18 protein-coding genes and 1 pseudogene are annotated in these 20150 nt (G+C 69.1%); 3 read left to right on the forward strand and 16 right to left on the reverse strand.

The genetic code is table 11. From position 1 onward, the window contains the following. Window positions 1–29: 29 nt before the first annotated feature. From ACFVV1_RS12020 to ACFVV1_RS12030, 3 genes are all read right to left on the reverse strand, one after another. On the reverse strand, window positions 30–524 hold the full coding sequence (locus ACFVV1_RS12020) for an SRPBCC family protein (protein ID WP_389988370.1): 495 nt from the start codon (window positions 522–524) through the stop codon (window positions 30–32). Window positions 525–653: 129 nt separating this feature from the next. Beyond that, window positions 654–1592 (reverse strand): MASE1 domain-containing protein, encoded by a 939-nt coding sequence (locus ACFVV1_RS12025; protein WP_389988373.1) that lies wholly within the window; start codon window positions 1590–1592, stop codon window positions 654–656. Between the two features lie 102 nt (window positions 1593–1694). Further along, window positions 1695–2522, reverse strand: coding sequence for a PP2C family protein-serine/threonine phosphatase (locus ACFVV1_RS12030; protein WP_389988376.1), 828 nt, complete (start codon window positions 2520–2522; stop codon window positions 1695–1697). Window positions 2523–2650: 128 nt separating this feature from the next. Between ACFVV1_RS12030 and ACFVV1_RS12035 the strand changes: the two genes are divergently transcribed. Further along, window positions 2651–3682: a zinc-binding alcohol dehydrogenase family protein gene (locus tag ACFVV1_RS12035; RefSeq protein WP_389988379.1), complete on the forward strand. Its 1032-nt coding sequence runs from the start codon at window positions 2651–2653 to the stop codon at window positions 3680–3682. 128 nt (window positions 3683–3810) lie between these two features. Here the strand turns inward: ACFVV1_RS12035 and pssA are convergent, their stop codons facing one another. The 10 genes from pssA to ACFVV1_RS12085 all read right to left on the reverse strand — a co-directional run bounded on the left by pssA (window position 3811) and on the right by ACFVV1_RS12085 (window position 15526). Beyond that, entirely contained in the window at window positions 3811–4632 is an 822-nt protein-coding gene (pssA, locus tag ACFVV1_RS12040) for a CDP-diacylglycerol--serine O-phosphatidyltransferase (protein WP_389988382.1), read from the reverse strand. A gap of 22 nt (window positions 4633–4654) precedes the next feature. Next, a complete protein-coding gene (locus ACFVV1_RS12045; protein ID WP_389988385.1) occupies window positions 4655–5302 on the reverse strand; it encodes a phosphatidylserine decarboxylase in 648 nt (215 codons plus the stop codon). 181 nt (window positions 5303–5483) lie between these two features. Beyond that, window positions 5484–6689: an acyl-CoA dehydrogenase family protein gene (locus ACFVV1_RS12050; RefSeq protein WP_389988388.1), complete on the reverse strand. Its 1206-nt coding sequence runs from the start codon at window positions 6687–6689 to the stop codon at window positions 5484–5486. A gap of 2 nt (window positions 6690–6691) precedes the next feature. Then, entirely contained in the window at window positions 6692–7225 is a 534-nt protein-coding gene (locus ACFVV1_RS12055) for a MaoC family dehydratase (RefSeq protein ID WP_389988391.1), read from the reverse strand. Between the two features lie 2 nt (window positions 7226–7227). Next, complete coding sequence (locus ACFVV1_RS12060) at window positions 7228–8190, reverse strand: HpcH/HpaI aldolase/citrate lyase family protein (RefSeq protein WP_389988394.1); 963 nt, start codon at window positions 8188–8190, stop codon at window positions 7228–7230. Beyond that, window positions 8187–10199: a protein meaA gene (locus ACFVV1_RS12065; RefSeq protein ID WP_389988397.1), complete on the reverse strand. Its 2013-nt coding sequence runs from the start codon at window positions 10197–10199 to the stop codon at window positions 8187–8189. The genes ACFVV1_RS12060 and ACFVV1_RS12065 overlap by 4 nt, the downstream gene beginning before the upstream one ends. Window position 10200: 1 nt before the next feature. Then, window positions 10201–11610 (reverse strand): crotonyl-CoA carboxylase/reductase, encoded by a 1410-nt coding sequence (gene ccrA / locus ACFVV1_RS12070; protein WP_389988400.1) that lies wholly within the window; start codon window positions 11608–11610, stop codon window positions 10201–10203. A gap of 360 nt (window positions 11611–11970) precedes the next feature. Further along, window positions 11971–12765, reverse strand: a complete 795-nt coding sequence (locus tag ACFVV1_RS12075) for a GNAT family N-acetyltransferase (protein ID WP_389988403.1) — start codon at window positions 12763–12765, stop codon at window positions 11971–11973. Window positions 12766–12837: 72 nt separating this feature from the next. Beyond that, window positions 12838–13653 carry a TetR family transcriptional regulator gene (locus ACFVV1_RS12080; RefSeq protein WP_389988406.1) on the reverse strand — a complete coding sequence of 272 codons (816 nt, stop codon included), beginning with the start codon at window positions 13651–13653 and terminating at the stop codon, window positions 12838–12840. A 91-nt stretch (window positions 13654–13744) separates the two neighbouring features. Beyond that, entirely contained in the window at window positions 13745–15526 is a 1782-nt protein-coding gene (locus ACFVV1_RS12085) for a 3-hydroxyacyl-CoA dehydrogenase family protein (protein WP_389988409.1), read from the reverse strand. Between the two features lie 458 nt (window positions 15527–15984). Here ACFVV1_RS12085 and ACFVV1_RS12090 point away from each other — a divergent pair, with 458 nt between their 5' ends. After that, a complete protein-coding gene (locus tag ACFVV1_RS12090) occupies window positions 15985–16563 on the forward strand; it encodes an adenylosuccinate lyase (protein ID WP_389988412.1) in 579 nt (192 codons plus the stop codon). Here the strand turns inward: ACFVV1_RS12090 and ACFVV1_RS12095 are convergent. The 3 genes and pseudogenes from ACFVV1_RS12095 to ACFVV1_RS12105 form a co-directional block, all read right to left on the reverse strand. Further along, window positions 16535–17104, reverse strand: a complete 570-nt coding sequence (locus ACFVV1_RS12095; protein ID WP_389988415.1) for a GNAT family N-acetyltransferase — start codon at window positions 17102–17104, stop codon at window positions 16535–16537. The two genes, ACFVV1_RS12090 and ACFVV1_RS12095, sit on opposite strands and share 29 nt — an antisense overlap. 67 nt (window positions 17105–17171) lie before the next feature. Continuing rightward, window positions 17172–18776 (reverse strand): alpha/beta hydrolase, encoded by a 1605-nt coding sequence (locus ACFVV1_RS12100; RefSeq protein WP_389988418.1) that lies wholly within the window; start codon window positions 18774–18776, stop codon window positions 17172–17174. 163 nt (window positions 18777–18939) lie between these two features. Further along, window positions 18940–19394 (reverse strand): annotated as a pseudogene (locus ACFVV1_RS12105) (radical SAM protein); the annotation flags it as partial. 159 nt (window positions 19395–19553) lie between these two features. Between ACFVV1_RS12105 and ACFVV1_RS12110 the strand changes: the two are divergent. Then, complete coding sequence (locus tag ACFVV1_RS12110) at window positions 19554–19997, forward strand: SRPBCC family protein (protein ID WP_389988421.1); 444 nt, start codon at window positions 19554–19556, stop codon at window positions 19995–19997. The last annotated feature ends 153 nt before the right edge of the window (window positions 19998–20150 follow it).

Here is a 20150-nt window from a genome sequence, read left to right on the forward strand (position 1 = left end):
GGTGAGGGCAGACCACCCACCCCTCCGCGTCACCCCGCGGACGGCGCGGCTCCCGGACCATCACTCGTGTCCGCGTCAGGACGATCCCCATCGGCGAGCAGCTCCGCCAGGATCCGCAGCTCCGCCGGCAGGTCACGACGCCACGCCATCGTCACGAACGGGGCAAGTATGATCATGCCGCCGTCCAGATGGGGCTTGACCGAAACGTTGACCATCGTTCCCCGTCGGCTGGGACTCAGCCGGAACTCCAGTTCCGGCGAGTGGCGCCCCAACGGGGTCCACATGCACGCACCGCGGAACGCCAGGTACTCGACCGGTGTGCTCGCGGTGCACGTGAGGCGGTGCGCCCGCCGCCTGCCCGGGAACTTGCAGGTGTACTCGTCGCCGAGTTCCGTGGTGATCGGGCCCTCGATCACGCGATCTATGCTCGATGACCACACGGCCAGATTCCGCGGATCCCGTAGGAACGAGAAGATCTCGTCGGCGGGGCGCGACACATGGACATTCGCTGACACACGGGGCATGGCTCCACCTCTTACGGCGACCGGTTGCCCGAAGTCTCGGCGTCCGGTAGCCCTCGTCGCGGTGCCGTCGCCCCTCAGCCTGATGCGGATCGGGGGTCCGCGCACGCTTCGCACGGCCGATGGAGTGAATCAGGTGTCGAGTCGCGCCACCTTCTCGGAGAGTTGCTCGCAGAGCCGCTTGATTTCCTGATATGTGCGCTTCCGTTCGGTGACGACCGCCGCGAGGAGCAGAGCGGTGAGTGAGACCGCTCCGTTGAACGCCTGGAGCGTGATCATGTTGGTGAGGAGACCGTGGTGGGCGAAGGGGCCGGTCATCCGTCCGGCGGCGAGGATCACGAACACGGACACGCCGAGCGCGCAGCACGCGGCGCCCGCCCGTTCGAAGCGGAACGCGGCCCAGATCAGGAAGGGGAACACGAGGAAGAGGAGCGAGGTATGGGAGGTGTCGGTCGCCAGGAGGGTGACGGCCGTCGTACACGCCACCAGCGCGACCGCCTCGGCCCATCGGGGCAGGCCGACACCGTGCGGCAGCCGGGCCCTGCGCAGGAGGAGAAGGAACGGCGTGACGACCATGACGCCCATGGCGTCGCCCGTCCACCAGACCGACCAGGTCGGCCAGAAGCCCCCGGCCGGGAGCGCCCCGGACAGGACCAGGATGCCGCTGCCCACGGTCGAGCTGATGAGCATGCCGCCCAGCGCACCGAGGAAGACCAGGGCCAGCGCATCCCGTAAGCGGTCGAGGTCGTCACGGAAGCCGGCCCGGCGCAGCATCAGGCAGGAGCAGATCGGGGCCAGGGTGTTTCCCACCGCGATGATCAGTACGGGCAGGGCGGAAGGCCCGATGAACACGTTGGCCGCGAGGGCGCCGAGCGCGATCCCCGGCCAGACGCGCAGACCGAACACGAGCAGGGCCGCGACCGCGATCCCGGTCGGTGGCCACAGCGGCGTGACCTGGCCGCGCACCAGCTGCTGGAGCAGCCCCAGGCGGGCCGTCGCGTAGTAGCAGACGGCCACCGCCAGGAGCGTGAGGGCCGTGGCTGTGTGCCGCCGGAGCTGTGCGCTGTCCACCACATCAGCATCAGACACCACACCCGGGTGCCCCGACCGCTCTGGCACGCCGGAGCCACACCGACGCCATACCCGCGAAACGGACGGACGAGGCGCATCCCGCTAGCGGGCGCCCGGTGCACCGTCGTAGCGGATGACGAGGACAGCGGCGTCGTCCTCATGACCGGTCAGATCCGCCACCCGGATCACCCGTGCGGCGAGCTCGGCGGGATCCGTCGTGTCCGCCGTGCCGACCAGCGCGGACACCGTGGCCAGCCCCTCGTCGATCGGGTAGGCCGGTCCTTCCACGACCCCGTCGGTCACCAGGACCAGATATCCGGATCGCTTCATCCTCCGACGGGTCACGGGATACTCCTGGCCGGGCAGTATCCCCAGGGGAACGCCGCCGACGTCCAGGGAGATACCCGAATCGCCGCCGTCGGTGCCCCAGATGATCGGGACGTGTCCGGCCCGGGCGATGGAAAGCGCACCGCTCTGCGGGGCGATGCTCAGCAGGCAACAGGTCGTGAACAGGTCGCCGCCCAACGAGATCAGGAGATCGTTGGCGCAGGCCAGTACCTCTCCGGGGTCGTCCGTGACGCTGGCGAGCGCCCGGAGACTGGCCCGGGCCTCACCCATGAAGGCCGCGGCCTCCACCCCATGCCCCTGCACGTCACCGATGGCGATACCGGCGACCCCGTCCCGCATCGGGAACGCGTCGTAGAAGTCACCGCCGACAGCCAGACCGTCCTGCGAGGGCGAGTAGCGGGCCGCGATCCGGATCCCCGGGAAATCGGGTAGTTCGGCCGGGAGCATGTGCCGCTGCAGCGCCATGCCCATCTCCGCCCGTGACCGTTCGATCCTGATGTTCTCCAGCGCCTGTTCGACCAGGCGCCCGAGGGTGGCCAGGAGCTCCTGGGTGCTGTCCGGTGTGCTGTGGTGTCGGTGCATGACGTTCCCGCGCCTATGGGTGCGCCCCTGGTGAAACTTTAGCCCTCCTGCCGGCGGGCGCAGCACGGCCCGGGCGCACGCGGTCGAAGCCGGTTGCCTCCGCGCCCGCGCCGCCGCACGCTGGACTTGTGGCTGTCCCCGCGCCGGCCCCGGCCGAGCAGACCGGCTGGGCCGTCCAGACACCCGGTCCCATCGGCACCGGGCCCTTGGCGCGCGTGCGCCGTAGGGTGCCCGCTCCCGGCCCCGGGGAGCTGCTGCTGAACGTGGAAGCGTGCGGCGTCTGTCGTACGGATCTCCATCTGGCAGAGGGCGATCTCCCGCCGCACCGTCCCTCCACCGTCCCCGGCCACGAGATCGTCGGCCGGGTGGCGGCCCTCGGCGACGGGGCCGGCCTCTTCCGTATCGGTGACCGGGTGGGGGGAGCCTGGCTGCGCGGTACGTGCGGGAGCTGCCGGTACTGCCGGGGCGGCCGGGAGAACCTCTGCCCGCGGTCCGTCTACACGGGGTGGGACGCGGACGGCGGCTTCGCCGGCACGGCGCTGGTTCCGGAGTCGTACGCCTACCGGCTCCCGGACGACCAGGACGCCGCCCGGCTCGCCCCGCTCCTCTGCGCGGGCATCATCGGATACCGGGCCCTCAGGCGCAGCGCGCTGCCCGAGGGAGGGCGGCTGGGTATCTACGGCTTCGGCGCGTCGGCCCACCTCGCCGCCCAGGTGGCCATCGCCGAGGGCGCCACCGTTCACGTACTGACCCGCTCGGCACGGGCACGCGAGCTCGCTCTCGACCTGGGGGCCGCATCGGCGGGCGGCGCCTACGACCGCCCGCCGGAACCCCTGGACTCGGCGATCCTGTTCGCACCCGTCGGCGACCTGGTGCCGGTGGCGTTGGAGGCACTGGACCGGTCCGGCACGCTGGCCATCGCCGGAATCCATCTGTCGGACGTTCCCGTGCTGAACTATCAGCGCCATCTGTTCCAGGAGCGCAATCTGCGCAGCGTCACGTCCAACACCCGCGAGGACGGCCGCGAATTCCTCGCTCTGGCGGGGCGCGTGGGCATTCGGGTCACGGTGAGTCCCTACCCGCTGAGCAGGGCCGACCAGGCACTGGCCGACCTGGCGGCGGACCGGGTGAACGGGGCCGCCGTACTCGTGCCCGGCTGAGAGCCACCGGTCCGGACCGATCGGTTTCGCACGGATCACATGCGTGCTGTCAGCCCTTCGGACACGTGAGAGGGCCCCGGGTGCTGGGGAGCACCCGGGGCCCTCTCACATGTTCCGTTGTTCCGGCCCTACGGCAGCTGGGCCGCCCGGGCCTCGCGCCGGTTGCCGCGGAAGGTGTTCACCCGCCGGGCCGTCGCGAAGAGCGGGATGACCGCTCCCAGGACCACCTGCAGCGCACAGCCGGTCTGGAGGAGCAGTTGACCGCCGGGGGCGTCGAACGCCCACGCGGCGAGGAGTCCCATCGCGCCCACGATCCAGCTGAGCATCGCCACCGCGAGAACGCCTCGCGGTTTCGGGTACTCGACCCGGCTGACCATCAGCCACGCCACCCCGATGATCGCGAGCAGCGTCGGTACGAAGGGCAGCTCCAGGAGCACGATCGAGACGACCGTGAGCGCTCCGAAGGGGCTCGGCATGCCCTGGAACATGCCGTCCTTCATGGTCACGCAGGAGAATCTGGCAAGCCTGAGCACCACCGCCAGCAGCACCACGATCGCCGCCAGCGCCGACACCCGCTGGTGTGCGTCGTCCGCGACCATGCCGTAGACGAGGACGAAGTACGCCGGGGCGAGCCCGAAGCTGATCAGGTCCGAGAGGTTGTCCAGCTCGGCACCCATCGGCGAGGAGCGCAGCTTGCGAGCCACGAGCCCGTCGAAGAGGTCGAACACCGCGGCCAACAGCATGAGGATCACGGCGGTGGCCGCGGAGTGCCGGGCCATGCCGCTCTCGTCGCTGCCCGTGAGGTGCGGGATGAGGATTCCGGTGGTGGTGAAGTACACCGCCATGAAACCGCACGTGGCATTGCCGAGAGTGAGGGTGTCCGCTATCGACAGCCGCAGAGAGAGCGGCATGTCCTCGCCGGCGTCCTCCTCCGACTCAGCCTCGGGCACCCAGCCGGCCTGAGTCTCAGGATCAATCACGGTCAATTCGAGTCACCCCCGCGGTGGTGGCCTGGCCGACCTCGACCGCGACATCGATACCTTCCGGAAGGTAGATGTCGACCCGGGAGCCGAAGCGGATCAGGCCGATGCGCTCGCCCTGCTCCACCTTCGTGCCCTGCGGGATGTAGGGGACGATACGACGTGCGACCGCACCCGCGATCTGCACCATCTCGATGTCGCCGAGTTCGGTGTCGAAGTGCCAGACAACGCGCTCGTTGTTCTCGCTCTCCTTGTTGAACGCCGGAACGAACCCACCGGGGACGTGCTCGACGGAGGTCACCGTGCCGGCGAGGGGCGCACGGTTGACGTGGACATTCAGGGGGCTCATGAAGATCGCGACGCGGGTACGTCCGTCCTTCCACGGCATGATGCTCTGCACCACACCGTCGGCCGGTGAGATGACCCGGCCCTGGGTGATCTCGCGCTCGGGGTCGCGGAAGAACCACAGCATGCCCGCCGCGAGCGCGGTGGTGGGCACGGCCACCGCCGCCCAGCGTCCGGACCTGCGGGCCCGGGCGAGGCTGAGTGCCGCGGTGGCGACGGTCGGCAGGAGCCACGGCGAAGCTCCGCGCGCAAGGCGGACTCCGCCGCGTGGTGCAGAGGTTTGGCTGTCGGGCATGGATGACCTTCGTAGCGGATGATGCCGCGCTGGCAACGGGGGACGGCGGCTTTTCCGGCGATGTTAGCGGTTGCGAGCCGCAACTGGGCAAGCCAGCAGCCGAGTCGGACGGCTTGAAGGCACCGGCCGAGGATGACAGGGTGTGATCTTCTTCGCTGCCAAATCGGCTTGAAAGGGACAATCAACCCTGGAACCGGTACTCCTCCAGGAGTCGGCGCCCAATGATCATTTTCTGGATCTCGGCGGTACCTTCACCGATCAACAGCATCGGCGCCTCCCGGTAGAGGCGCTCGATCTCGTACTCCTTGGAGAAGCCGTAGCCGCCGTGGATTCGAAAGGCGTCCTCGACGACTTCCTTGCAGTACTCGGAGGCGAGGTACTTCGCCATCCCTGCCTCCAGGTCATTTCGTTCGCCGGAGTCCTTTTTGCGTGCTGCATTTACCATCATTGCATGGGCGGCCTCGACCTTGGTGGCCATTTCGGCCAGCTTGAACTGGATCGCCTGGTGCTGGGCGATCGGCTTTCCGAAGGTCTGACGCTGCTGGGCATAGGAAATGCCCAGTTCGAATGCACGCTGAGCGACGCCACAGCCACGCGCGGCCACATTTACCCGGCCGACCTCGACGCCGTCCATCATTTGGTAAAACCCTCGGCCGGTGGTGCCGCCCAGTACCCGATTGGCTGGAATGCGTAGCCCATCCATGATGAGTTCGGTCGTATCCACACCTTTATAGCCCATTTTGTCGATTTTGCCGGGAATGGTGAGGCCGGGCCGGACCTCGCCGAAACCGGGCTCCTTCTCCACCAGGAAAGTCGTCATCGACTTGTGCGGAGCGGTCCCCTCGGGGTGGCCTTCGTCACTCCGGCACAGGACGGCGACGAGCGAGGACGTACCGCCGTTCGTCAGCCACATCTTCTGACCGTTCAGGACGTACTCGTCGCCGTCCCTGACGCCCTTGGAGGTGATCGCGGCGACGTCGGAGCCCAGCGCCGGCTCGGACATCGAGAAGGCGCCCCGGACCTCGCCCAGCGCCATTCGGGGCAGGAACGTGTCCTTCTGCTCCTGGGTGCCGTGCTGCTTGAGCATGTACGCCACGATGAAGTGCGTATTGATGATTCCCGACACGCTCATCCAGCCGCGCGCGATTTCCTCCACGCACAGCGCGTATGTGAGAAGCGACTCACCCAGCCCCCCGTACTCCTCGGGAATCATCAGCCCGAACAGGCCGAGCTCCTTGAGCCCCTCGACGATCTCCGCCGGGTACTCGTCACGGTGCTCCAGCTGGGTCGCGACCGGAATGATCTCCTTGTCGACGAAATCCCGGACCGTGGAGAGGATTTCCTGCTGGACGTCATTGAGGCCGGCAGTCTGGGCGAGTCGCGTCATGGCTACTTCTCCTTCTCCACGTTCTTCTGCGAGGGCTGGTTCAGCTCGGGACGGCCGGGCTGCTCCCCGCCGCGCTCCTTGATGTACGTCTCGGTGGGGACCATCACCTTGCGACGGAACACGCAGACCAGCGTGCCGTCCTGCTTGTACCCCCGGGTCTCCACGTAGACGATTCCGCGGTCGGCCCTGGATTTTGACGGAGTCTTGTCGAGAACGGTCGTCTCGCCGTAGATCGTGTCGCCGTGGAACGTCGGCGCGACATGCTTCAGCGACTCGACCTCAAGATTGGCGATGGCCTTTCCGGAGACATCCGGAACCGACATGCCGAGCAGCAGCGAGTAGATGTAGTTGCCGACGACAACGTTCTTTCCGAAGTCGGTCGTCCTCTCCGCGTAGTTGCTGTCCATGTGCAGCGGGTGATGATTCATGGTCAGCAGGCAGAAGAGGTGGTCGTCGTACTCCGTGACCGTCTTTCCGGGCCAGTGCTTGTAGAGTGCACCGACCTCGAACTCCTCATAGGTGCGCCCGAACTGCATGATCAGGCCTCCGGCGCTTCGAACTTGGAGGTGCGCTGCATACCGGCCGCGCGGCCCTTGCCGGCGATGACGAGCGCCATCTTCCGGCTGGCCTCGTCGATCATCTCGTCGCCGAGCATCGCCGAGCCCTTCTTGCCGCCTTCCTCGGAGGTGCACCACTCGTACGCGTCGAGGATCAGCTCGGCGTGGTCGTAGTCCTCCTGCGAGGGCGAGAACACCTCGTTGGCCGCGTCGACCTGACCGGGGTGCAGCACCCACTTGCCGTCGAAGCCCAGCGCCGCCGCACGGCCCGCGACCTCGCGGTACGCGTCCACGTCGCGGATCTGCAGGAAGGGGCCGTCGATCGCCTGGAGGTCGTGCGTACGGGCCGCCATCAGAATGCGCATCAGGATGTAGTGGTACGCGTCCGCGCCGTATCCGGGCGGCTGCTGGCCGACGACCAGGGTCTTCATGTTGATCGACGCCATGAAGTCGGCCGGGCCGAAGATCAGGGCTTCCAGACGGGGCGAGGCGGCGGCGATGTCGTCGATGTTCACCAGGCCCTTGGCGTTCTCGATCTGCGCCTCGATGCCGATCCTGCCGACCTCGAAGCCCATCGTCTTCTCGATCTGGGTCAGCAGCAGGTCCAGGGCGACGACCTGCTGGGCGTCCTGGACCTTCGGCAGCATGATGCAGTCGAGGTTCTGGCCGGCGCCCTCGACGACCGTGATGACATCGCGGTACGTCCAGTGTGTCGTCCAGTCGTTGACCCGCACGACCCGGGTCTTGCCCGTCCAGTCGCCGTTGTTCAGCGCTTCGACGATGGTGTGCCGGGCGCCCTCCTTGGCGAGCGGCGCGCAGGCGTCCTCCAGGTCGAGGAAGACCTGGTCGGCCGGGAGGCCCTGGGCCTTCTCCAGGAACCGCGGGTTCGAGCCGGGCACGGCCAGGCACGAGCGGCGCGGACGCAGGCGGTTGACGGCAGTCATGCGGGGACCTCCAGAGGGTCGAGCTTGTTCGCTTTCCGGATCTCGTCGACGATACGGCCGATGATCTCCGTGATACCGAAATCCTTCGGGGTGAACACGGCGGCGACACCGGCTCCGATCAGGGCCGCGGCATCGGCGGGCGGAATGATCCCGCCCGCGATCACCGGGATGTCGGCGGCGCCCGCCTCGCGCAGCCGGGTGAGTACGTCGGGGACGAGTTCGGCGTGCGAACCGGACAGGATCGACAGGCCGACGCAGTGCACGTCCTCGGCGAGGGCGGCCGAGACGATCTGCTCGGGGGTCAGCCTGATTCCCTGGTAGACGACCTCGAAGCCGGCGTCGCGGGCCCGTACGGCGATCTGTTCGGCGCCGTTGGAGTGCCCGTCCAGGCCCGGCTTGCCGACCAGCAGCCGCAGCCGCCCGGCACCCAGGTCGGCCGCGGTCCGGGCGACCTTCTCGCGGACCAGAGCGAGCGGTGTGCCGGCCTCCGCGGTCACCGCGACCGGGGCCGACGAGACGCCCGTCGGAGCCCGGAACTCGCCGAAGACATCGCGCAGCGCCCAGGACCACTCGCCGGTGGTGACACCCGCGCGGGCGCATTCCACGGTCGCTTCCATCATGTTCTCGGTGCCGGCCGCGGCCTTCTTCAGCGCCGCGAGGGCCTCGGAGGCGCGCGCCTCGTCACGGTTGTCGCGCCACTCGTGGAGGGCTGTGACGACCCTGGCCTCATTGGCGGGGTCGACCGTCATGATCGCCCCGTCGAGGTCCGCTGTGAGCGGGTTCGGTTCCGTCGTCTCGTAGATGTTGACGCCGACGATCTTTTCCTCGCCGCCCTCGATCCGGGCCCGGCGGGCCGCGTGCGAGGCGACCAGCTCGGACTTCAGATAGCCGGACTCGACGGCCGCCATGGCGCCGCCCATCTCCCGGATCCGGCCGATCTCGGCGAGCGACTCGGTGACCAGCTCGTCCACCTTGGCCTCGATGACATGCGAGCCGGCGAAGATGTCCTCGTACTCCAGCAGATCGCTCTCGTGCGCGAGGACCTGCTGGATCCGGAGCGACCACTGCTGGTCCCACGGCCGGGGGAGCCCCAGCGCCTCGTTCCAGGCGGGCAGCTGGACGGCCCGCGCTCGGGCGTCCTTGGACAGGGTGACGGCCAGCATCTCCAGGACGATGCGCTGGACGTTGTTCTCCGGCTGCGCCTCGGTCAGACCGAGCGAGTTGACCTGGACGCCGTAGCGGAAGCGGCGCTGCTTGGCATCGGTGATGCCGTACCGCTCGCGGGTGACCCGGTCCCAGATGCGGCCGAAGGCGCGCATCTTGCACATCTCCTCGATGAAGCGGACGCCCGCGTTCACGAAGAAGGAGATCCGTGCGACCACATCGCCGAACTTCTCCTCGGGCACCTGGCCGGATTCCCGTACGGCGTCCAGGACCGCGATGGCCGTCGACATGGCGTACGCGATCTCCTGGACCGGAGTGGCTCCCGCCTCCTGCAGGTGGTAGCTGCAGATGTTGATCGGGTTCCACTTCGGGATGTGGTTGACCGTGTACGTGATCATGTCGGTGGTCAGCCGGAGCGAGGGGCCGGGCGGGAAGACATGCGTCCCGCGCGAGAGGTACTCCTTGACGATGTCGTTCTGCGTGGTGCCCTGGAGCTTCGTGGGATCGGCGCCCTGCTCCTCGGCGACCACCTGGTAGAGCGCCAGCAGCCACATCGCGGTGGCGTTGATCGTCATCGAGGTGTTCATCTGCTCCAGGGGGATGTCCTGGAACAGCCGGCGCATGTCACCGAGGTGCGACACGGGCACGCCGACCCGGCCGACCTCGCCGCGGGCGAGGATGTGGTCGGGGTCGTACCCGGTCTGCGTCGGCAGGTCGAAGGCGACGGACAGGCCGGTCTGGCCCTTGGCGAGGTTGCGCCGGTAGAGCTCGTTGGACGCGTCGGCGGTCGAGTGACCGGCGTACGTCCGCATGAGCCACGGGCGGTCCTTCTGACGCCCGCTCATGTCAGACGTCCCGGCCGTGCTCGTCGGTCCGCTCCGCTGACGCGTCACGGCTGTGCCTGTCGGTCCGCTCCGCTGACGCGTCCCGGAACAGGTTGATGGCGTCGATGTGCTGCTCGCGCAGCTCCTCGTCGCGCACACCCAGACCCTCGCGGGGGGCCAGCGCCAGCACGCCGACCTTGCCCTGGTGGAGGTTGCGGTGGACGTCGTACGCGGCCTGGCCGGTCTCCTCCAGGGAGTAGACCTTCGACAGCGTCGGGTGGATCTTGCCCTTGGCCACCAGTCGGTTGGCCTCCCACGCCTCGCGGTAGTTGGCGAAGTGCGAGCCCACGATCTTCTTCAGCGACATCCACAGGTAGCGGTTGTCGTACTCGTGGTTGTAGCCGGACGTGGAGGCGCAGGTGACGATCGTGCCGCCCTTGCGGGTCACGTACACCGAGGCGCCGAACGTCTCGCGGCCCGGATGTTCGAAGACGATGTCCACGTCCTCGCCGCCGGTGAGTTCACGGATGCGCTTGCCGAACCGCTTCCACTCGCGCGGGTCCTGGTTGTGTTCGTCCTTCCAGAACGCGTAGCCCTCGGCGGTGCGGTCGATGATCGCCTCCGCGCCCATCTTCCGGCAGATGTCCGCCTTCTGCTCGCTGGAGACGACACAGATCGGGTTGGCGCCACCCGCCAGCGCGAACTGCGTGGCGTATGAACCGAGTCCGCCGCTGGCGCCCCAGATCAGCACGTTGTCGCCCTGCTTCATGTCCGCGCCGTTGCGCGAGACGAGCTGGCGGTACGCGGTGGAGTTGACCAGGCCCGGAGCGGCGGCCTCCTCCCAGCTGAGGTGCTGCGGCTTCGGCATCAGCTGGTTGGACTTGACAAGTGCGATCTCTGCCAGACCGCCGAAGTTGGTCTCGAAGCCCCAGATGCGCTGCTCGGGGTCGAGCATCGTGTCGTTGTGGCCGTCCGAGGACTCCAGCTCGACCGAGAGGCAGTGTGCGACGACCTCGTCGCCGGGCTTCCAGGCGTTGACGCCCGGGCCGGTACGCAGGACGACGCCCGCCAGGTCGGAGCCGATGACGTGGTACGGCAGGTCGTGGCGCCTGGTGAGCTCGCTGAGCTTTCCGTAGCGCTCCAGGAAGCCGAAGGTGGCCATCGGCTCGAAGATCGAGGTCCAGACGGAGTTGTAGTTCACCGAGCTCGCCATGACGGCGACCAGTGCCTCACCGGGCCCGAGTTCGGGCACCGGGACCTCGTCCAGATGCAGCGACTTGCGGGGGTCCTTGTCGCGGGTGGCGAGCCCGGCGAACATCTCCGTCTCGTCCTTGTGCACGGTCACCGCGCGGTACGACTCAGGGATGGACAGGGCCGCGAAATCCGCGGCCGTACTGTCCTGCGATTGGATCGCGTCCAGGATTTCCTTCACGGTGTGCCTCCGGCGGATGGGGGCGCTGAGGGAGCGATTGAGAGTCCCTGCGAGCAGCGGGGGGAGCTGTGTGGTGTGGAGGTGCTGCCGTCGGTTCGGCTGGTACGGCTTCGGCTTGCTCTGTGGAGCAGAAGGGTTTGCCTGTGACGCAGGCGTCCGGGCGCGCAGGCACATGGCTTGCGGGGACAGCCGGCGTACGTGAGGTCTCAGCACGCCGGCCGCCCGGACAACTTCAACGTATGGCACTCCGTGACACCTGGCAAGGCACTCGGTGCCAACAATTTCTCTCACTTGTCACCCGCCGGGCACGCATGAGCAGGAGGAGAGGTGTTTTACGCGGTTCTGTCCCGCCGGGAGTGGTCAGCGCGAGGGCCGGTACACGTACGGAGTCGTGGTGCTCAGGGCGAGGAATCCGAGGCGCTGGAGGATCGGGCAGCTCTGGTCGGAGGCGTCGACCTGAAGGTAGCGGTAGCCGCGATCCGCCGCGATCCGGGCCCGGTGGGCGACCAGGGCCCGGTAGATTCCCTTCCCGCGCCATGCGGGGACCGTGCCGCCGCCCCACAGTCCCGCGAAGCCGGTGCCCGGGTGCAGTTCCATCCGTGCCGCGCTCACCGGCTCGTCCCCGGCCATGGCCAGCACCCCGACGAACGTGTCCGGGGCCTCGGTGAGCCTCGCCAGCACCTGATGCCGCAGCCGGGACCACTGGGAACCGAACGCCTGCATGGCCCGGACCATCAGCTCCACGTCGTCCGCGTCGCGCATGGTGCGCAGCCGGACGCCCTCGGGGAGGTCCACCGTCGTCGAGAGGCTGTCCGTGGGAGCCACCAGCAGGGTCTCCGGCTCCTCCGCCTCGAAGCCGGCCGCGACGAGCCGCTCCGCCAGATCGGCCGGCCGGTCGTGCGCGTACAGCTTCCACTCGAACTCGTCGTGCCCGAGAGCCGTGTAGTGCGCGACCTGCGCCGCTATCGCCGCGTCCGCCCGTACAGGATCCAGGTCCGGGGCCGACCAGACGACGCCGTTCCAGTCATCGGCCGTGCCGACCTGTCGTACGACGTCACCGGTGCGCTCGACCCGCACTCCGGGGCCGTCGGGGCGGGCGTGCTCGCGCATCTCGCGGCCGAAGAGGGTCAGAAGTGTGTCGCGATCATGATTCATCCGCACTCTGGAGCAGCGGGGCACGGGAGCGGCAACCCGATTTCCGGTGCGGGGAGCCGTCCCCGCCCCCGGTCAGCGGTCCTTGAGCGCCTGCTGGATCGTGCGCATCACTTCGTCGAGCGGCGCGTCCGTCCGCGCCACCGCGACCAGCACCTCGCCCTGGGACGTCACCGAGGCGGCCGGCTGCTTCGCCGGTTCGGCGCCCGCGATCCGGCCCGCGCCGATGCCGGTCCCGAACGTGTCGCGGACGATCGAGAACGCGTGGTCGAGCTGGGCCTCCACATCGCCCTCGCCGCCCGCCCGCAGCCAGCGGCGCAGCACATGGTTGTGCGCGGTGACGACGGCGGACGCGGCGACCTCCGCGAGCAGCGGGTCGTCGTTGCCGACGTGGTGGTCGCGCTCGTCGAAATGGCCCAGCAGATAGCGCGTGAACAGCCGCTCGTAGCGGGCCACCGAGGCGATCTCGGCCTCGCGCAGGGTCGGGACCTCGCGGGTCAGCTTGTAGCGGGCCACTGAGACCGCGGGCTTCGCCGCGTACATCTTCATGACTTCCTTGATGCCGCGGCAGACGGTGTCGAGGGGGTGCTCGTGCGCGGGGGCGGCATTGAGGACGGCCTCGGCCCTGACGAGGGTGTCGTCGTGGTCCGGGAAGATCGCCTCTTCCTTGGAACGGAAGTGCCGGAAGAAGGTCCGCCGGGCGACTCCCGCGGCGCCCGCGATCTCGTCGACCGTCGTCGCCTCGTACCCCTTCGTGGCGAAGAGTTCCATTGCCGCGGCGGCCAGCTCACGGCGCATTTTGAGCCGTTGGGCGGCGGCGCGGGTGCCTGCGGCACTCTCCTGGGGGTCGGGCGCGGCGGAGACACGGGGGGACCTGGCGGGCTGGGACATGGTGTGAACGTACTGCATCGGTGCAGGGGAACGCGCCTGTGGGGGCGGGCCGCCCGACGGATCGAGCAGCCCTCCCCACCCGGCTCCCGGCTCAGCGCCGGGCATATTCGCGGAAGCCGCGCCCCGTCTTGCGACCGAGGCAGCCGGCGGCCACCAGATGCTCCAGCAGCGGCGCCGGGGCCAGGCCCGGGTCGCGGAACTCGCCGTGCAGCACCTTCTCGATGGCGAGCGAGACGTCGAGTCCGACGACGTCGAGGAGTTCGAACGGGCCCATCGGGTAGCCGCCGCCCAGCTTCATCGCGGCGTCGATGTCGTCGAGGCTCGCGTAGTGCTCCTCGACCATCTTGATCGCGTTGTTGAGGTACGGGAACAGCAGCGCGTTCACGATGAAGCCGGCCCGGTCCCCGCAGTCCACCGGGTGCTTGCGGACCTTGACGCACACCTCGCGGACGGTGGCGTGGACATCGTCCGCGGTGAGCACCGTGCGGACGACCTCGACCAGCTTCATCGCGGGCGCCGGGTTGAAGAAGTGCATCCCGATGACGTCCTGCGGACGCGAGGTGGCGCGCGCGATCGCCACGACCGGCAGCGACGAGGTGGTGGTGGCGAGCACCGCACCCGGCTTGCAGACCTTGTCCAGCGTCCCGAACAGCTGCTGCTTGACCGCCAGGTCCTCGGCGACCGCCTCGACCGCGAGATCGACATCGGCGAAGGCGTCCGGTGAACCGGCCGCGGTGATCCGGGCCAGGGCCTCGTCCCGGGCCTCGGCGGTCAGCCGCCCCTTGGTGACGGAACGCTCCAGGGACTTGGCGATCCGGCCCTTCGCAGCGTCCGCCTTCTCCTGGCTGCGGGCGGCGAGCACCACGTCGTAGCCGGCCTTCGCGAAGACCTCGGCGATCCCCGAGGCCATCGTCCCCGAGCCCGCGACCCCCACCGACCGCACCGTGCGCCCGGCCACCGCGGACGCGCTGTCCCGCGGGGTGAGCGCGTCCGGCACCACGGTCTGGCTGGCGGACTCCGCGTACGTGTAGAAGCCGCGGCCCGACTTGCGGCCGGTCAGCCCCGCCTCGCTGAGTTGCCTGAGGACGGGGGACGGGGCATGCAGCCGGTCCTGCGACGCGGAGTACATCGCCTCCAGGACGGTACGGGCCGTGTCGATACCGATCAGGTCGAGCAGGGCGAGCGGGCCCATCGGCAGGCCGCAGCCCAGCTTCATCGCCGCGTCGATGTCCTCACGGGAGGCGTAGTTCGCCTCGTACATCGCGGCGGCCTGGTTGAGATACCCGAACAGCAGCCCGTCGGCGACGAAACCCGGCCGGTCGCCGACCGCGACCGGTTCCTTGCCCAGGCTGCGGGCGAGCGCGGTGACCGCCTCGACGGCCGGCGGCGCGGTCAGCACCGAGGAGACCACCTCGACCAGCTTCATCGCGGGCGCCGGGTTGAAGAAGTGCAGGCCGAGCACGCGCTCGGGGCGCAGCGACTCGGCGGCCAGCCGGGTCACCGACAGGGCGTTGGTGCCGGTCGCCAGGATCGCGGTGGGGGAGACGATGGTGTCGAGCTCTCGGAAGACCTGCTGCTTGATCTCGTACGACTCGGGCACGACCTCGATGACCAGTTCCGCCTCCGCGGCGGCCCGAAGGTCCCCGAAGGTACGGAACCGGGCGAGGGCGTCGCTCCGCTCCTCCTCCGTGATCCGCTCGCGCCGCACGGCGCGGGCGGTCGCGGCTTCCAGGGCGGCGACGGCCTGACGGGCGGCCGCTTCGTTGATGTCGATACCTATGACCTCGTGGCCGGCGCGGGCGAGGACCTCGGCAATGCCGGTGCCCATGGTGCCGAGACCGACTACGGCGATGGTGCTGAGCGGGGTGTCCATCACGGGACTCCAGGGATGAGTGACGACTGTGAGGAGCACGGCGCGCGCTGAAAGGGTGAACTGGCGCAGAGCGTGCGGGAATTGCGTGTCGTGGTGCTCAGGGCCGGGGAGCGCTGGGCGCGCCCGGACCGGGAAGGGGCGACGGACTCTGTCCCGGAGTCACGTCTCGCAAAGCTGCCGAACCGACAAGCACTCCGGATGGCTGCGTCACCAGGCCATCGGAGCCGACGGGGAGTGTGTCCCGCTCACGTGAGCTTAACTGGTGGGTAACGAGCGCGCCAGTCCCGAGTTGCCGTGGGCCATGTCACATTCGTCCGTGACGTGTCACGTTGCCCCGTGCCATGTCACGTTGCCCCGTGCCATGTCACGTTGCCTCGCGCCATGTCACATGAGCCCGTGCCATGTCACCTTCGCCCCGGCCCTCGATACGCAGAGTTCCCGTCGATACGCTGACGGTCATGGACGAGGAGTTCCGGTCACTGACGGACCGGCTGGCTGACGAGGCGGGGGAGTCGGCGGCGTACCGCAGACTACTCGCCACCGATGACGACGAGGAACTGGCCCGCGTCCTCGTGGAACGCGAACGCCCGCTCTGGGCAAGGGAGATCGCCGCGTTCCGGCTCGGCTGCGCCGGTGACCGACGGGCCTTCGAGACGCTGGTCCTGCTGCTCAACCACCGTGACCCCGAGCGCTGCGTCTGCGCCGCCCACGCCCTGGTGCGCCTCGGCGACCCCCGCACCCCGCGGGCCGCCGCCGCCCTGGCGACCAACACCCTGCGCACCGCGTACGCCCTGCACCCGGTACGGCTCCTCACCGCGCTGCGGGCCCCGGAGTCCGTACCGGCGCTGATGAGCACCCTGGAGCGGCTGCTGGCCCCCGGTGATCCGTGCTGGCGGGTGGCGCTCGCCTGCGTGGAGGGGCTCGGGCAGCTCGGGGACGAGCGGGCCCGCCCGCTTCTGGAGGCGGCTGTGCCGCACCCGCGACTGGGCGACGCGGCGCGGGACGCGCTCAGCCGGCTGCGGGGGCGGGAGGCGTGAGGGTGCGTACGTAGCGCAGCTCGGGCACGAGCACGCCGTCCACCTCGAAGGGCTCCTCGGCGCCGTCGGGGAGGAAACCGGCGCGCTCGTAGAAGCGGCGGGCCGGGGCGTTCTCCTTCAGGACCCACAGCACCAGGTCCGGGAAGCCGTCCGCGGCGGCGCGGGTGAGCACCTCCGTCATCAGGGCGCTGCCGGCCCCGGTCGCGATCTGCTCGGGCGCCACATAGAGCGCGTACAGCTCGCCCCGCGCCGTCCGTCCGTCGTTCTCGCGGTACGGGCCGTAGCAGGCCCAGCCGATCACCCCGAGGCCCGGCCGCTCGGCCACCACATTCACGACCGTGTTGCCCTCGGCGAAGAATCCGCGGCGCCGTTGCGCGTCCTCGGCGATGTCCATGGCGTCGAGATGCGACTGCGGCATCAGCCCGGCGTACGCGGCCTGCCAGCCGCGCACCCGGACCTTCGCGACTGCCTCGCAGTCGTCGACGGTCATGTCCCGCACGCGCACACCGGGCATGCGGGGCGGCGTGGTCCGTATCGTCATACGGGCCATCCTGGCTCATGCGCCAGGATGGCCCGTACCGGTTTGTCCGGCCCTGGTTCGACGGTCGTCAGCCGCGGAAACCGAGCAGGCCGTGCAGGGTGCTGCCCCTGCTGCCGGATTCTGTTCCCGAGACCGACCTCGCCGCCGCCTTGCCGGTCAGCGGATTCGGGTCGGGGGACTTGGCGCAGACCGCGTCCGCGTCGGCGCTGCTGCCGCTGCCGCGCGGGACGGTGCCCTTGGCGAGATAGTCCGCCAGATAGGTGTCCAGGCAGTCGTTGCCGCTCAGCGTGATGCCGTGATTTCCGCCGCCCTGCTCGACCACCAGGCTGGAGCCGTGCAGATTGCGGTGCAATGTGACACCGCCCTCGTACGGCGTGGCCGCGTCCTCGGTGGCCTGGAAGAGCAGCACCGGCGGCAGGCTGCTGTTGGAGACCCGTACCGGGTTCAGCGGCTCCACCGGCCAGTCGGCGCACGGGGCGTTGTACCAGGTGTTGTTCCAGGTGTTGAAGGGCGCCTTGGCCTGTACGTTCCAGCTGTCGTTGCGCCAGGTGTTCCACTCGCGGGGCCACTGGGCGTCGCGGCACTGCACGGCCGAGTAGACCGAGTACCCGTTGTCGCCCTTCGCGTCGACCGCGCCGAACTTCTGGTACGCCTTCACGAGCGCGTCCTGGTCGTGGTCGTTCACATACGCGGCGAACGCATCGGCCAGGTAGGGCCAGTAGCCGTTGTAGTAGCCGCCCGGAAGGAAGGTGTCCTCGACCTCGCTCGCCCCGACCATTCCGCCCGCGGGGTGCGCCTCGACGGCGTCACGCATCGCGTACCAGGCACGCTCGACCGCTGCGGGGTCGCTGCCGAGCCCGTACGCGCTGTCGTGCTTCGCCACCCAGGCGGCGAACGCCTTGTGACGGGCGTCGAAGGCGTAGTTCTGGCCGATGTTGTCGTCGTACCAGACGCCCTCCGGGTCGACGTTCGAGTCGAGCGCCAGCCGCCGCACCCGCTCCGGGAACAGCTTGGCGTACACCGCGCCGAGGTAGGTCCCGTAGGAGTACCCGAAGTAGTTGATCTGCCGGGAACCGGTCGCCTGCCGGATCACATCGAGATCCTTGACGGCGCTGACCGTATCCATGTGCGGCAGCAGATCCGGATACTTCTCCCCGCATGCCTTCGCGAACGAGCGGGCCCGGTTCCGGTTGGCCTCCTCCACGGCGGGCGAGCCCGGCAACGAGTCGGGACGCAGCGGAGCGAAGTACTTCGGTACGCAGTCCATCGCCGGCTCGCTCTTCCCGACGCCGCGCGGGTCGAAGCCGATCACGTCGTACTGCGCGGCAACCCGCTTCGGCAGCGAGGACGCGACGAACCCGGCCAGCGAGAGGCCGCTGCCCCCGGGGCCGCCGGGGTTGACGAACAAGGGGCCCTGGAAGGTCTTCGAGGTGTGCGGGATCCGGGACAGGGCGAGGGTGATCCGCCGGCCCGACGGATCGTCATGATCGAGCGGTGTACTGACCGATGAGCACTGCAGCCTCGGGTACGACTCGGTGCCGCAATCGGTCCACCTGAGCTGGGCCGCGGCGCGCGGCGTGCCGGTGTCGGCAGTCGCCGCGGGCGGAGCGGCGGTCACCAGACCGGCGACCGTCGCACCGACGGCAAGCAGAATTCCTGGACGTTTCGTCATATGGCCTCCCGTGGTGGGGGAAACGCGGCTGCGCGGGGTGCAGCCCCGGCCGCATGCTCCCCGCATTCGCGCACGGAATGACCTGTTCTGGTGAGAGTTGACCCATTTGCCCCCACCGGATGTGCCGAGCCCCCGAATCGGATACGTCACATCCTCGCTGTCGGAGCAGGTTCGGCCGGGTCGGCTCGGGGCCGTCGAGCGGTGACCGCTGCTCCTGGCGCAGGGGCAGCCTGCGGGCCGAGCCTCGGTGGGAGGAGCCGATACCGAACTCGGTCGCCGGCTCGTGGACGTACCGTGTGATGCGCCGCTGGTACCACTTGGGCGCATAGCCGCCCTCGGCGTAGAGCCGCTCGTACCGCCGCACCAGCTGGGGTGGCGCTGCCCGAGTCACCGCATGTACCACTTTCGGGCGTCGGGGCGCAGATGGAGCACGAGCGGCGTCACCGAGGTCGCCCCGGCGGCGGCGATCGCCCGGACCGTGGCGCGCAACTGGTCCGGATGGTCACCGAGGAACGGGATGACGGGCGACATCAGCACGCCGCAGTCGATGCCGTGCTCGCTCAGGGTGCGGACGGCGTCCAGGCGGCGCTCGGGGGAGGGGGTTCTCGACCGGATTGTCCCCACGCATGGACGCCTCCTCGGCAGCACTGGACGGAGAATGGAACACTTGTCCCTCTGATTGTTTTCTCCCCTTCGTCCCGGCCCGGATTTTGAGCGGCGTGCCGGAGGTGATTGGCTCAGCACGCCCCCGAACAACCGAGTGCTGGAGGAACAGCCATGGCGCAGGTCGAGGCCACGACAGAGCGAGTCATCGCGGCGGACGCGGAGACGGTGTTCGACGCGCTGGCCGATTACGCGGAGACCCGGAGCAAGGTGCTGACCGGCCACTTCAGCGAGTACGAGGTGCGCGAGGGTGGTGACGGCGAGGGGACTCTCGTCCACTGGAAGCTCCAGGCCACCAGCAAGCGGGTGCGCGACTGCCTGCTGGAGGTCACCGAGCCCACCGACGGCCGGCTCGTGGAGAAGGACCGAAACTCCTCCATGGTCACCACCTGGACCGTCACCCCGGCCGGTGAGGGGAAGTCGAAGACGGTCGTGTCGACCGTCTGGAACGGCGCCGGCGGCATCGGTGGATTCTTCGAGAAGACCTTTGCTCCCAAGGGACTTGGCCGGATCTACGACGAGCTGCTGCAGAACCTCGCCACCGAGGTCGAGAAGTAGCTCCATGCTCTCTTGACCGGCCTCACCGGTTCGGGTGGTCTTCTCGACCCGTCGGTTGTGCGCCGTAGTGGCTCTCACCGGGGGCTAAGCCCCCCGAGTGCGCCGTCAGCGCCCCCCGGCGCGTTTGCCCTTGCTTGTCGCCCGATGCGAGAA

The organism is Streptomyces sp. NPDC058092 (genome assembly GCF_042884935.1).
Classification (GTDB): domain Bacteria; phylum Actinomycetota; class Actinomycetes; order Streptomycetales; family Streptomycetaceae; genus Streptomyces.

What these genes read in the sequence shown, in the direction of transcription:
- ACFVV1_RS12055 (WP_389988391.1), bottom strand. Translation starts at nt 7,225, where the DNA reads ATGCAGTTCGGGCGCACCTATGAGGAGTTCGAGGTCGGTGCACTCTAC.
- ACFVV1_RS12110 (WP_389988421.1), top strand. Translation starts at nt 19,554, where the DNA reads ATGGCGCAGGTCGAGGCCACGACAGAGCGAGTCATCGCGGCGGACGCG.
- ACFVV1_RS12085 (WP_389988409.1), bottom strand. Translation starts at nt 15,526, where the DNA reads ATGGACACCCCGCTCAGCACCATCGCCGTAGTCGGTCTCGGCACCATG.
- ACFVV1_RS12080 (WP_389988406.1), bottom strand. Translation starts at nt 13,653, where the DNA reads ATGTCCCAGCCCGCCAGGTCCCCCCGTGTCTCCGCCGCGCCCGACCCC.
- ACFVV1_RS12095 (WP_389988415.1), bottom strand. Translation starts at nt 17,104, where the DNA reads ATGACGATACGGACCACGCCGCCCCGCATGCCCGGTGTGCGCGTGCGG.
- ACFVV1_RS12060 (WP_389988394.1), bottom strand. Translation starts at nt 8,190, where the DNA reads ATGACTGCCGTCAACCGCCTGCGTCCGCGCCGCTCGTGCCTGGCCGTG.
- ACFVV1_RS12065 (WP_389988397.1), bottom strand. Translation starts at nt 10,199, where the DNA reads ATGAGCGGGCGTCAGAAGGACCGCCCGTGGCTCATGCGGACGTACGCC.
- ACFVV1_RS12075 (WP_389988403.1), bottom strand. Translation starts at nt 12,765, where the DNA reads ATGAATCATGATCGCGACACACTTCTGACCCTCTTCGGCCGCGAGATG.
- ACFVV1_RS12020 (WP_389988370.1), bottom strand. Translation starts at nt 524, where the DNA reads ATGCCCCGTGTGTCAGCGAATGTCCATGTGTCGCGCCCCGCCGACGAG.
- ACFVV1_RS12100 (WP_389988418.1), bottom strand. Translation starts at nt 18,776, where the DNA reads ATGACGAAACGTCCAGGAATTCTGCTTGCCGTCGGTGCGACGGTCGCC.
- ACFVV1_RS12090 (WP_389988412.1), top strand. Translation starts at nt 15,985, where the DNA reads ATGGACGAGGAGTTCCGGTCACTGACGGACCGGCTGGCTGACGAGGCG.
- ACFVV1_RS12050 (WP_389988388.1), bottom strand. Translation starts at nt 6,689, where the DNA reads ATGACGCGACTCGCCCAGACTGCCGGCCTCAATGACGTCCAGCAGGAA.
- ACFVV1_RS12030 (WP_389988376.1), bottom strand. Translation starts at nt 2,522, where the DNA reads ATGCACCGACACCACAGCACACCGGACAGCACCCAGGAGCTCCTGGCC.
- ACFVV1_RS12045 (WP_389988385.1), bottom strand. Translation starts at nt 5,302, where the DNA reads ATGCCCGACAGCCAAACCTCTGCACCACGCGGCGGAGTCCGCCTTGCG.